This is a genomic window from Clostridioides sp. LIBA-7678, assembly GCF_056716065.1.
Genome location: NZ_CP196987.1, coordinates 382,418 through 396,166, shown reverse-complemented (window position 1 = coordinate 396,166; position 13,749 = coordinate 382,418). Strand labels below are relative to the sequence as shown.

Genomic DNA, 13,749 nt, shown 5'->3' with positions numbered 1-13,749 from the left:
AAATTTTTTATTTAAATGAGATATTTTTCATTTGAATAATTTACTTTGACTAAATAAAATACTAAAATGATAATTTATATCTTTCACTTTTTTTACTTATTAAATTTTATATGTTATTTATGTATTATTTGCATAAATAACATACAAAATTTTTGTCATATTTTCATAAAATAACACTTATTTTTGACTTATATGCAATTTTTCGTTCTACAACATCCGTATAATTTTAAAAAATATATAAACTGAAATTAGTATAGTTTATATAAGTTATTTTTAAATCAATACATACTTAGTATACTTTTCATATCTATAAATAATTTTTATGTTAAATCCGTTAATTTTTTACTTATAACATATATACAAAAAATTTTATAGTATAAAATATTTATAAATTTTTAGTTTATTATCATATTAATTAATTTTTTCGCAGGTATATTTAATCGATTTATTTCAAATAAAAGTAAATTTAATTGAGAATATAATTGGGTAAAAGTATAATATCATAATGATTTTTATATCAAATTCATTGTATTTATGTAAGAAATAAAATTTTATATAATATTTTTTCATTAAATTTTTTTCTTTTTACAACATATACCCACAACCTTTTGATATAATATTTTTATCAATTATTATTTATATTCAAGTTTTGAAAGGAGTATTAAAATGAGTTTATTAGTTTTCGGACATAAAAATCCAGATACAGATTCAATATGTTCTGCAATTTCATTAGCACATTTAAAGAACAAACTAGGAATAAAAGCAACAGCTTATGCTTTAGGAGATATCAGAAAAGAGGCTAAATATGCCTTAGATTACTTTAAGGTAGATGCACCTGAAATTTTAGATAATGTTAGAATACAAGTTAGAGATTTAAATTATGATAAAGTAGTTCCTTTAACTCCAACTTCATCTATATTAGAAGCTTATAATCTTATGGATGAAAAAAATGTTAAGACACTACCTGTAACTTATGATGATGGAACTTTTGCTGGTGTCATTACTATGAAAGAAATAGCTAAAAACCTACTTCATCAACACTTTACAACTATACACACATCACTATCAAATATTTGTAAAAACCTTAATGGTACTATTCTTGTGGATTGTGGTGAAGATGTAAAAGGTAGAGTGGTTACTCTATCATTTGGTATGGAAACTCTAATAGAGACTCTAAAAGAGGGAGACATAGCTATTGTTGGCGATAGATATGATAGTATTGAATATGCTATTGATACAAAAGTTAAACTTTTAATACTTACTAATCATACAGAGATTTCAAAAGATTTACTAGCTCTTGCTAAAATAAATGGAGTTTCTGTTGTTTCTGTTGAAAGTGATAACTATAAAACTTCTAATGTGATAAATCAATGTAGTTTCTTAGACTCTATAGAGGCTACAGAAAATTTAATTACATTCAAAGAAGATGATTACATGGATGAAATTAAAGAAATCATGCTAGAGACAAACTTCAGATCTTATCCTATATTAGATGATGATAATAAGTTTTTAGGATTGATTTCAAAAGGGCATCTATTGAACCCAACTAAAAAGAATGTTGTTTTAGTTGACCATAATGAATATGCCCAAAGTGCTGATGGAATTGAACAAGCAAATATAGTTGAAATAATTGACCATCATAAACTTGGTGGTATTTCTACTGATGTTCCTATGTCTTTTAGAGTTATGCCTGTTGGATGTAATAGTACTATAATTTACCAAATGTATAAAGAAAATAATGTTGAGATACCTTATGAAATAGCTGGACTTCTTTTATCTGCTATATTATCTGATACATTATTATTCAAATCTCCAACAACAACTGACATGGATAAAAAAGCATGTGAAGAACTAAGCAAAATAGCAAATGTAGATATGGAAAAATATGCTATGGATATGTTTAAATGTGGTACTTCTTTAGATGAATATACTATAGAAGAAATAGTAAATATGGACTTTAAAGAATTCAATATGAGTGGATATAAAGTTGGTATTGGACAAGTATTTACTTTAGATATAGATTCTATATTTGCTAAAAAAGATGAATTTTTATCTTATATAAATTCAACTGATTATGATAAATTAGTTATTGCAGTTACAGACATAATTAAAGAAGGCTCTTATTTAATCTATAAGGCAGAAGATAGATTAATTGCTGATGCATTTAGTGTTGAAGGTGTTCAAGGTACATTTGCACCAGGTGTTGTATCTAGAAAGAAACAACTAGTGCCTAATTTAACTACTGCAATCAAGAACTTTAAATAATATAAAATTTTTAAACAGAAAAACTGTTTCAAATATATATTTGAAACAGTTTTTTATTATACATATATTAATATTAAATATAAAGTTAAGTCATAATAGTATCAGCTATTCTAAATATAGTCAAAGCTGCCGCTGTCCCTGCTGATTGACCATTTCTTATTCCTACAGACACAGATGAAAAATTATTTATAGTAAATGTAGTTCCACCAAATAGAAAACCAGCGAAATATCCAGAAACCACACCTCCACCACCTGGCTCAGTAGTGATACCTGCTAAATCTCTCCCTCCTAAAATAGGAAATAAGAAAGAAAAAGAGTATTGATTTATACTTGATGAACCTGGTTGCAATGCTAATGAAACTGAAATGTAGTACACACCATTTTCTTCTACTTTAAATGTACCATTTGCATCCACTGTTATACTTGAACTATTCCCCAATACTGCTTGCCAATTTTTTATAGCTTCCCCATTATTTAAGATTTGTGCAGATGGAGCATTTACAAGAAAATTAGCAATTGGCTGTGAGAAATTACCTGTTGCTCCTGTATTTCCGGTTGGTCCTGTCGCTCCTGTTGCTCCTGTGTTTCCTGTTGGTCCTATTTCTCCTGTTACTCCTGTATTTCCGGTTGGTCCTGTTGGTCCTGTCACTCCTGTGTTCCCTGTTGGACCTGTTACTCCGGTTGCTCCTATTTCTCCAGTTGCTCCTGTATTTCCTATTGGACCTGTTGCTCCGGTTGCTCCTATTTCTCCAGTTGCTCCTGTGTTTCCAGTTGGACCAGTCGCTCCGGTTGCTCCTATTTCTCCAGTTGCTCCTGTGTTTCCTATTGGACCTGTTGCTCCGGTTGCTCCTATTTCTCCAGTTGCTCCTGTGTTTCCAGTTGGACCAGTCGCTCCAGTTGGTCCTATTTCTCCAGTATTTCCGGTTGGGCCTGTTGCTCCCATTGGACCTTCTAACCCTGTATTTCCAGTTGCTCCTGTGTTTCCGGTTGGGCCTGTTGCTCCCATTGGGCCTTCTAATCCTGTGTTTCCTGTTGAGCCAGTTGCTCCAGTTGGCCCTATCTCTCCTGTATTCCCTGTTGGACCTGTTGCTCCTGTTGCTCCTGTGTTTCCTGTTGGACCTGTTGCTCCTGTTGCTCCTGTGTTTCCTGTTGGACCTGTTGCTCCTTCTAATCCGGTGTTTCCGGTTGGGCCTGTTGGACCTATTTCTCCGGTATTTCCGGTTGGACCTGTTGCTCCGGTTGGCCCTATTCCTCCAGTTGGTCCTGTGTTTCCTATTGGACCTGTTGCTCCGGTTGCTCCTATTTCTCCAGTTGCTCCTGTGTTTCCTATTGGACCTGTTGCTCCGGTTGCTCCTATTTCTCCAGTTGCTCCTGTGTTCCCTGTTGGACCTGTTGCTCCGGTTGCTCCTATTTCTCCAGTTGCTCCTGTGTTCCCTGTTGGACCTGTTGCTCCGGTTGCTCCTATTTCTCCAGTTGTTCCTGTGTTTCCTGTTGGACCTGTTGCTCCGGTTGCTCCTATTTCTCCAGTATTTCCGGTTGGACCTGTTGCTCCGGTTGTTCCTGTGTTTCCTGTTGGGCCTGTTGCTCCAGTTGGTCCTATTTCTCCAGTATTTCCGGTTGGGCCTGTTGCTCCCATTGAACCTTCTAATCCTGTATTTCCGGTTGGTCCTGTTGGACCTATTTCTCCAGTATTTCCGGTTGGTCCTATTGGTCCTGTGTTTCCTATTGGACCTGTTGCTCCGGTTGGTCCTATTTCTCCAGTTACTCCTGTGTTTCCTGTTGAACCAGTCGCTCCAGTTGGCCCTGTTATTCCTGCATTTCCAGTTGGACCAGTCGCTCCTGTTGGCCCTGTTACTCCGGTATTTCCAGTTGGACCTGTTGCTCCTGTGCTTCCCATTGGGCCTCTTGGTCCGGTTGGACCTGTAACTCTAATTGGAGGACATCCGAATTTAGGAGGACAGCACTCTTTTTTTCTTTCTTCAAATGTTATAAGTATATATGGTTTGTTACGACCTCTACTAGATGTAAACTCTATAATCTTACAAGGATAATTTAAAGATAAAGCTAATCCATAATTAGGATACTTGCCCACCGCCCATGCTTTTACAATACTTGTAATATTTAAACATATATAGTTAGATGTATCACTTATACCAATTGGTAAATATCCTTCAATATTTTCTATAGGCAATTTATCATTCCATGATATAGTCCTTGAATTATAATATTCGATTATTCTTTTTACTTCAATATCTATTTTTTCATTAAAAATATAATTATTATCTGAATTAATATGAATAAATAACTCTGCTTTTAGTATATTTTTATCTTTTAATATTTCTGGTATTCTTACTTTGAAAAAAGTAAGAAGTTTTTCTTCTACAAAAGTACTTGAATATTTAGTTCCTATTAAACAATATTCTAAAAAACTAAAGTTTTTATCTGGATATTTTCTTGATATAAAGGTATCATCATTTAAATAAAGTATAATATTTCTCATTTATAATCCCTCCATTTTGGGTCTATATTATACTATGTTAAAAAACGTACTTAGTTACAACAAAGTTAAAAATTTACTTTCTTAAATATTTATATAATAATACCAATTTCTGCAAAAAAAGAACCTGTAATTAGAAGATTCTAATTACAGGTTCTTTTTCATTGTTATATATTACACTTTAAATTATTCCTTGACTGGCCTAGCTGGTGTAAACTAAACCAGTCTCTCTCAAATATTAAGCACTTTTTTCTTCTTATGTTTTTTAGGATTTATTGTCTCTATTATTGTAAACCAAAGTTATAAAATTGTAAATAGAAGATATTTCCATGATGATATTTTTTTATAAATAAAAAACATAGAAAAACTTATTTTTCTTAAATAAAATAGATAAAATAGCTTAAAAAGACACTGGAATAATTGTTTTCCATATGTCTTCCATATTTATTTAATATATTATTATATACAAACTTGGATAAAAATATTTTTAGTAAAATTTTTTTAACTATACTTTATTTTTTAATTAAAATTTTATGATACTAATTTTATGGAATAAGTATCATAAAAATCCAATGTTATTTCTAATTGGCACATTCTGTAATTTATTATTTTAATACACAATTTCTTATTATATAGAATAAATAAAAAATGAGATGTATTCGTCTAAAGACGTAACTACATCCCATTTTATCTTCAATAAACAACATATATTTTGACTTTTACTTATAACTAATTTTTATATATGTTTTAATTTTTTTCTACATCAGAGTAATCTATTCCAAAAGTCTCCACAGTAACAGATTTCATAACTTGTGAAGTTTGTGGTTTATCAGCTGCATCTGTTCTAACTGATGCGATTTCATCAACAACCTCTATACCTTCTATTACTCTACCAAATCCTGCATATTGACCATCTAAATGTGGTGAATTTTTATGCATTATGAAAAATTGAGAACCAGCTGAATTAGGTGCCATAGTTCTAGCCATCGATATGACTCCTCTTTCATGTTTTAAATTATTAGTAAATCCATTCCCACTAAATTCACCTTTTATAGAGTGACCTGGGCCACCCATTCCTGTACCATTTGGGCATCCACCTTGTATCATAAATCCTGGTATTACTCTATGAAATATTATTCCATTATAATATCCTTCATTTACTAATGATACAAAGTTTTTAACTGTATTTGGTGCTATATTTGGGTACAACTCAATTTTAATTTCTTTTCCATTTTCCATTTCTATAGTTACTATAGGATTTTTATTTTCCATAATTCATTACCTTCCTTTTCATTAGTTAAATTATACAATTACATTTATTATATTATACTCTAAATTAAAGTCTATCAAGTATATTTTTTCCTATTTCATATCCTTCTTGATAAATAGCTTTACAAAACTCATCATCAAAATTAAGAGTGTCTTTAGGTGCGAACTGAGTATTTGGTCTAACTACTATTATTCTGTCTTCATCGTATGTTTTTTTAATATCTTCTGGCAATTCATAATTATATTTCGTTGATATTAAAATAATCTTATCCACATTATCCACAATTAAAGGATCAATCAATGCACTCCTAATTAGACCTCCATCTAATTTAAAACCATCATATAGTCCTTCTTGAACATCTTTTGCAAATTGTTCTTTAAAACCAAGAGTGGCCTTTGGATTTGATGGTAACAATCCACTGTATGAAATACTGATAATTGCTTCATCACGAGTCATTTTTGATACATCAACAATCTTTTCTGATACTACCTTATTATTGACTTCTACATAGTTAACATAAAACTTCATTTCTTCAATTTTACTATCATCTAGTTCCCTCAAATTGTCTATAGCAGGAGAATTATCCACAGTATTATTTATTATTTTTACATTTCCATTCTGGATATCTTTTATATTTGTCCACATTTTTTCTAAGTTATCAACATTACCTGTGTACAAATAATATCCATTTATTGCTCCTATCGATGTCCCTGAAATTGAATAAAATTTATTTATTCCTCCATCATATAATGCCTTTACTACTCCTGCTTGGTAAGCCCCTTTTGCGCCTCCACCTTCTAAGCATAATCCTAATTTCATAGTCTCATCTCCAAATTGTTTATCTTATATTTATATTTCAAAAAACTTGCTAAACGTTTTATATATACTATAATGGTCTTCAACATTTCCTAATTCTCTTATAGAGTGCATTGCCAAAATTGGACTTCCCACATCCACAGATGGTATATCTATATGAGTTGAAGATATTGGACCTATAGTACTTCCACCTCTTTCATCTGACCTATTAACAAATTCTTGATACTCAACATTAGCTTCTCTACATATATTCTTATAAACAGCTATAGAATACCCATCACTTGTATATGCCTGACTAGCATTTATCTTTATAACAGGTCCTTTTCCCATAACTGGTTTATTAGTTGGGTCATGTTTTTCTGGAGTATTTGGATGGATAGCATGAGCCAAATCTGATGATATCATAAAAGATGAATAAATAGACTCAAAGAACTCTTCCCTATCTTTACCTATTGATAAACAAATTCTTTCCAATATATTTAATAGCATGTTTGAATCTGCACCTTGTTTAGTAGAGCTACCAACTTCTTCATTATCAAATACGGCCATTACATTTACGCCATTTTGACCTTTAGTATCGATAAGAGCATTCAAACTAGCATGTACCATAGCAAGATTGTCTTGTCTTCCTATAGATATAAATTCATCATTAGCCCCTATTAAACTTCCTTTTTCAAATTCATATAAAAACAAATCAAAATCTATGACATCTTCCATATTTACATCCAAATTAGATGCTATTTGTTTTAAAAGGAAGTTATCTTTTTCTAATGTATCATTCAACAAACCAACTAAAGGTAACATATCCTTTTGCTTATTATATGAATGACCATCATTTATACTTCTATTTAAGTGTATAGCTAGGTTTGGTATTATACAAATTGGCTTTTGAAAGTTTATAAGTCTTTCACTTGGCTTTAATACATTATCACTCTTTAAAACTACCCTGCCAGCTATGCCAAGAGGTCTATCTAACCATGTGCTCAATATTGCTCCTCCATAGCACTCTGTATTCAACTTCAAATAAGATTTTTCAGCTTCTATTTCTGCATTTGGTTTAATGCTAAATGTAGGAGAATCTGAATGAGAACCTATTATTCTAAAACCATCTTTCTCTATGTCTTCTGAATTAACTACAAAAGCTACTATAGCAGATAAATTTTTAGTAACATAGTATTTTCCACCCACTTTTAGGTTCCACTTATGATTTAAAGCTAACTCTTCAAATCCATTTTTATCTAGAATTTCTTTAGCACTATCAACTGCATGAAAAGATGATGGACTATCATATATGAAGTCTATTAAGTTCTTAGCAAAATTTATACTATCCATTCCCTATATTAACCTCCATTATAAAATATTTAGTGTTGTATATTCTTTGTTTATCTTTTTAATTCCTTGCTTGTCAAAAGCTATAGTAACATCTGTGCCAATTATAGATACTACTGTCCCAACCCCAAATTTAGGATGATGCACTTTAGAACCAAGTTTTATATCATCTGGATTAGTTTCTTTATTGGAATCTTTTATTGTAGCATTAACCTTGTCAGCAACTTTAGATTTACTTATAGTATTCATATACTTTTTAGTATATTTATCTAACATATTATAGCTTGCTTTAGAATAACTCAGTTCTTTCTTTACTTTGTACAATCTTTCTATACATTCTTCTGGTAACTCCTCCATAAATCTCGAAGCTATTGCAACATTTGTTTTACCATATAATGTCCTCTTCTCTGTCAATGACATATATAACTCTTCTTTAGCTCTAGTTATACCAACATAACAAAGTCTTCTCTCTTCTTCTATCTGTGAATCACTTAGAGACTTTATAGCTCTTGATATAGGGAATAATCCTTCTTCCATACCTATTAGGAATACTACAGGGAATTCTAGCCCTTTAGATGTATGAATTGTCATAAGAGAAACCCTATCATTGTCTTCTTCATCATTTGATTCAGATGTAAGTGCTATACTAGTTAAGAATGTTTCTAAGTCTTTGTTTTCATAATTCTCATCATTACTACTTTCAAACTCCAAAGCTATAGATATGAATTCTCTTAAGTTGTCAATTCTATCTTGAGCTTCCTCTCCCTTACCAGTCAAATCTTTTTCATTTTTATTCCTTATCTCTACAAGTTCATCCATATATCCTGTAGTATCTAAGACCTTTTCTATAAGTTTACTAACAGGATAAACTTCTTTTATAGTTCTAAGTGTACCTATAATATCAACAAATCCACTTATACTTGCTCTTGCTTTAGTAGATATATCTGAATTTGTCTCTATATCAATTAATACTGAATATATACTTTCCTGCTTTAAATTAGCTCTATCTTCAATTTTTTCTATTGTTCTAAGCCCTATACCCCTTCTAGGTACGTTTATAATTCTTTTTATAGATATATCATCTTGTGGATTTTGAATAACTCTTAAATACGCTAATAAATCCTTTATTTCTTTTCTCTCGTAAAATTTTGTACCACCATATATATTATATGGTATTTGACTTCTATTTAAAGCATCCTCTACAGGTCTAGCTTGTGCATTTGCTCTATAAAGTACTGCAAAGTCTTTATATGGTCTCTTCTCTTTTCTAGCTATTTGTGCAATTGAATCAGCAATGAAATCAGCTTCTTCTATTTCACTACCAGTTAATTGTATCTTTATAAGCTCTCCTTCTTTTTTTTCACTCCAAAGCTTTTTCCTTTTTCTTTCTATATTATTAGATATAACTTTATTAGCTGCATCTAATATCACTTGTGTAGACCTATAATTTTGCTCCAATTTTACAACATGTACATTATCATAATCTTTCTCAAATTCAAGTATATTTCTTATATCTGCGCCTCTCCATCCATAAATACTTTGGTCATCATCTCCAACAACACAAATATTTTGATGTTCTCTGGCTAATAATTTTATCAATTCATACTGAGCTTTACTTGTATCTTGATACTCATCTACCATTATGTATCTAAATCTACTTCTATAATATGCTAAAACTTCTTCATTAGCCTTAAAAAGCTCTACAGTTTTAAGTATTAAATCATCAAAATCAAGTGCACTATTTCTTTTTAAACGGTCTTGATATAATGCATAAATATCTGCAATTTTACTCATTCTATTATCTGCCATGTTAATGTCTTTAAACTGTTTTGGAGTATAAAGCTTATCTTTTGCTCCTGAAATAGCACTTATAACTGCTTTTGGTTCAAACACCTTATCACTTAAATTTAGTTCTTTAAGACAGTCTTTAACCAATGTAACTTGGTCTGCTGCATCATAAATTACAAAACTCCTGTTGTAACCAATCTTATTTATATCTTTTCTAAGTATACGAACACAGCAAGAATGGAATGTACTTATCCACATTTCCTTAGTCTCAGAACCTATATTTTGTTCAACTCTTTCTCTCATTTCATTTGCAGCTTTGTTTGTAAATGTTATCGCTAATATATTTGGTGGTTGTACACCTTTATCTTCTATAAGGTATGCCATTCTCGTTGTTAATACCTTAGTTTTACCTGAACCAGCTCCAGCCAGTATAAGTACTGGACCTTCAGTCTTTTCTACTGCTTCTCTTTGAGCAGGATTTAATGTATCTAAATTCATATTTCTCCTCCTGTTAACAGCCATAAATATATTTTAATCTAAAATATGAATTACTTCAAATTATAATTATGTATTGTACTAATAGATTATTTCCAATATATTACAATTAAATAACACTTTACATATAATTTATTTTATTATTTAATAAAAAAATAACCTTATGATTTGGGGAATCATAAGGCACCTTTAAGGGGTCTAGGTTAAGGGTTATTATATATAAATCTATTTTTTTAAAATAGGTTTAGGGCTTAATTATTTGTTTGTATTAAGTTCTCTTTCTTTCCAGTACTTATACAAATCTTCTTCTTTCTTAAATAAAGGTAGGTTCATATTTTTGTGTACCTTTACTAGCCATGGGGATTCTAAGCCAGCTTGTATAATGTTATTTTCATTTACAAATACATTTTCTGCCTTTCCTTCATCAATTAAAATCCCCTTATCCAATACATATATATAATCGCATATTTCATACATTAAATTCATATCATGACTGGATATTACTATTTTTATATTATCTTTATTCAATCCCTTTATTATATCTACAATAGACCTAGTACTTACTGGGTCTAAACCAGCTGTAGGCTCATCAAGCAATATAATTTCATTTTCCATTGCTATAACTGATGCTATCGCTACCCTTTTTTTCTGACCATAACTTAAAAAATGTACTGGTCTATCTATAAAATCTATTCCATTAACAGCTACTAGAGCTTTGTTTATTCTCTCTTTAATTATTTTTTCATCTATACCAATATTTCTCATTGCAAATGCTATATCATCGTATACTTTTGAATAGAAAATTTGTTTTTCTGGGTCTTGAAAGACAATACCCACATTTTTTCTAAGATTATACAAACTTTTTTTATCATATTTTAATTTTTCTTCTTTAAAAAGAATTTCTCCAGATGTAGGTTTTAATATACCCATTAAATTCATAAATAATGTTGATTTTCCCGAACCATTTGAACCTATTATACCTATAACATTTCCCTTTGAGAAATCCATATTAATGTTTAATAATGCATTGGCATTCTTTTCATATTGATAAGTTAAATTATTTATTTTAAACATCATTATCCCCTACTATGTGAAATTTACCATCATACAATTTTATGTCTAATGATATACACATATCATCATACCTTGTCATAAGTCTTTTGTACAGCATACTTCCAAGAATTCCTAAGGATTTATATGAAGTTTTTAAATTTATGTACCCAAATCTTAGTTCTTGTGACTTATATATTTCTGAAAATTCTTCTAAAAATATGAATATAAACCTATATATTAACATTGATAGTTCAACAAAAGTATCAGGCAAATGCATTTTTTTAAAGAAGAATATTAATTGATTAAAAGGTGTTGTAAGTATACAAAAGTATACACAAGTCAAACAAGACATAGCTCTAAATAATACATGAATAGACATGTCAATAGATGCTTTTGATATTCCTACATTGAAACTAAAAATTTCAAAACTATATAATAAGTCTGCCTTATTAAAAGATATATTTACAAGAGTTATTCCTATACTAAGAAATAAAAAGTACATTGGTATTCTGAGTAATTTTAAATAATTCTTTAAATCTATTCCAGCTACACAAACAACTAGAATACTCATTAAAATCATAATTCCACTTAAAACAAATATATTTTTTATTACCATAGAAGCAATCAGAAAGATTACTCCTATGGCTACTTTTTTATTTGGATTTACTTTACTTAATCTATTTGTATATGCATATTTATCAATTATAAGCATAATTAACTTCTCTTTCCTTTTTGAACACCTAATATGTACCCTATTACACCAGCACCTAACGCTGCTTGTGCAGAGAATAATAAACTTTCTATTTCTCCACTTGGTGGCTCATATGGGCTACTAAACCATGGTTCATAATCTGGATTTATCTTAGTAATTTCACTCTCAGCTTGACCATCTGCTCCTCCATATTCAGCTCCCGAATTAACAAGTAATGGGAATATGATAAGAGCTACTACTAATAAAAGTAGTAATATATTAGTTTTCGTCTTTGTTTTAGCACTCATTAGCTTTAACTCCTTTATCATTATTTTCTAGTATGCTTTTTTCTCCATTTTCTGTAATTAAATTATATACAATTACAGTAAGTATACCTTCTGCTATCGCTATTGGTATTTGAGTCATAAAGAAAATTCCTAAAAACTTAATTGCTGAAGCCATCACTCCACCTGATGGGTCTGGGAAAGCCAGTGCTAACTGTATCGAAGTTACTGTATATGTAGCCAAATCTCCTATTGCTGCTGCAAGAAATACTGGCATTGCATTATTTCCGTCTTTTTTCTTTAATGCTTTAAATATTAAGAATGATATAATTGGTCCTATAATAGCCATTGAAAAAGCATTAGCTCCTAAAGTAGTTATTCCTCCATGTGCCAATAGTAATGCTTGGAATATTAGAACTATAGTTCCAAGAACAAACATTACACTTGGTCCAAACATTATTGCTCCAAGACCTACTCCAGTAGGATGTGAACAACTTCCTGTTACTGAAGGTATCTTTAGTGCTGACAATACAAATACAAATGCTCCACATAGCGCTAATAATACTTTCTTTTTAGGGTCTTGCTTTACTATTTTTCCTATTGATTTTAGTCCTACTAAAAAAAATGGTATAAATATAACTCCCCATGCTATAGACCATTTTACTGGTAAGTATCCTTCCATTATGTGCATTGCATTCGATGTAACTGGAGTTAAAATGATTAACATAAGTGCAGCTATAACCCCTAATTTGATATTTTGTTTCATTTTACTATCCCCTCTCTCCCTTTCTAATAATTAAAATATAAATAATATATGTCTGATTTATTTTAAAAATAAAAATAAAAAAGCCTAACTCGATGGCTAGGCTTCTAATTTTCGACAATCCAAATACAAACACATAAAATGAACATATCTGTATAATTATTATAAGAAACTTTCTCCATCCCCGAAGAAATTACTTTAATATTTTAGGCAGGTCTCCTGACTTAGCTTCTTCCTACTCCTCTTCCTTCCCATGAAATATAAAAGTATATCATCATAGTGGCTAACAAAAGTTTCGTCTGCATCACAGTAGCGGGGGCTGTAAAGGAATTTAACCTTTTTCCCTATTAATCTTGCTTGAAGAACCTATAATATTATATATTTAATTTTTAAATTATTCTTAAAATATTTTCTATATAAATCATTGTATACCTTTTCTGTGAAAATTTCTACATTTTTTACAAATTTTATTCATTTTTATATTTTTATGTATATAAA

The 13,749-nt window shown here is 30.3% G+C and carries 10 protein-coding genes and 1 riboswitch; of the genes, 1 reads left to right on the top strand and 9 read right to left on the bottom strand.

Features of this window, described 5'->3' with window-relative positions:
- The first annotated feature begins 666 nt into the window (after positions 1 to 666).
- Positions 667 to 2,265, top strand: a complete 1,599-nt coding sequence (locus ACTG46_RS02195; RefSeq protein WP_479923509.1) for a putative manganese-dependent inorganic diphosphatase — start codon at positions 667 to 669, stop codon at positions 2,263 to 2,265.
- Between the two features lie 85 nt (positions 2,266 to 2,350).
- On the opposite strand, the gene ACTG46_RS02190 is transcribed toward ACTG46_RS02195, so the two are convergent.
- The 9 genes from ACTG46_RS02190 to ACTG46_RS02150 form a co-directional block, all read right to left on the bottom strand.
- Positions 2,351 to 4,765 carry a DNRLRE domain-containing protein gene (locus ACTG46_RS02190; protein WP_479923508.1) on the bottom strand — a complete coding sequence of 805 codons (2,415 nt, stop codon included), beginning with the start codon at positions 4,763 to 4,765 and terminating at the stop codon, positions 2,351 to 2,353.
- Positions 4,766 to 5,509: 744 nt separating this feature from the next.
- A complete protein-coding gene (locus ACTG46_RS02185) occupies positions 5,510 to 6,034 on the bottom strand; it encodes a peptidylprolyl isomerase (RefSeq protein WP_407813704.1) in 525 nt (174 codons plus the stop codon).
- Between the two features lie 64 nt (positions 6,035 to 6,098).
- Positions 6,099 to 6,851, bottom strand: a complete 753-nt coding sequence (locus ACTG46_RS02180; RefSeq protein WP_479923507.1) for a patatin-like phospholipase family protein — start codon at positions 6,849 to 6,851, stop codon at positions 6,099 to 6,101.
- Positions 6,852 to 6,881: 30 nt separating this feature from the next.
- The gene (locus tag ACTG46_RS02175; RefSeq protein ID WP_074179959.1) at positions 6,882 to 8,180 is read right to left on the bottom strand and encodes a M18 family aminopeptidase; all 1,299 of its coding nucleotides are present in this window, start codon (positions 8,178 to 8,180) and stop codon (positions 6,882 to 6,884) included.
- A gap of 18 nt (positions 8,181 to 8,198) precedes the next feature.
- Positions 8,199 to 10,463, bottom strand: coding sequence for a DUF3553 domain-containing protein (locus ACTG46_RS02170; RefSeq protein WP_054275709.1), 2,265 nt, complete (start codon positions 10,461 to 10,463; stop codon positions 8,199 to 8,201).
- A 252-nt stretch (positions 10,464 to 10,715) separates the two neighbouring features.
- Positions 10,716 to 11,534 carry an energy-coupling factor ABC transporter ATP-binding protein gene (locus ACTG46_RS02165; protein ID WP_054269003.1) on the bottom strand — a complete coding sequence of 273 codons (819 nt, stop codon included), beginning with the start codon at positions 11,532 to 11,534 and terminating at the stop codon, positions 10,716 to 10,718.
- On the bottom strand, positions 11,527 to 12,225 hold the full coding sequence (gene cbiQ / locus ACTG46_RS02160; RefSeq protein WP_009888184.1) for a cobalt ECF transporter T component CbiQ: 699 nt from the start codon (positions 12,223 to 12,225) through the stop codon (positions 11,527 to 11,529). The genes ACTG46_RS02165 and cbiQ overlap by 8 nt, the downstream gene beginning before the upstream one ends.
- 2 nt (positions 12,226 to 12,227) lie before the next feature.
- Positions 12,228 to 12,512, bottom strand: coding sequence for an energy-coupling factor ABC transporter substrate-binding protein (locus ACTG46_RS02155; protein ID WP_009888183.1), 285 nt, complete (start codon positions 12,510 to 12,512; stop codon positions 12,228 to 12,230).
- The gene (locus ACTG46_RS02150) at positions 12,502 to 13,254 is read right to left on the bottom strand and encodes an energy-coupling factor ABC transporter permease (protein ID WP_054269001.1); all 753 of its coding nucleotides are present in this window, start codon (positions 13,252 to 13,254) and stop codon (positions 12,502 to 12,504) included. Before ACTG46_RS02150 ends, ACTG46_RS02155 begins: the two co-directional genes overlap by 11 nt.
- A gap of 189 nt (positions 13,255 to 13,443) precedes the next feature.
- Positions 13,444 to 13,636, bottom strand: a riboswitch (cobalamin riboswitch).
- Between the last annotated feature and the right edge of the window lie 113 nt (positions 13,637 to 13,749).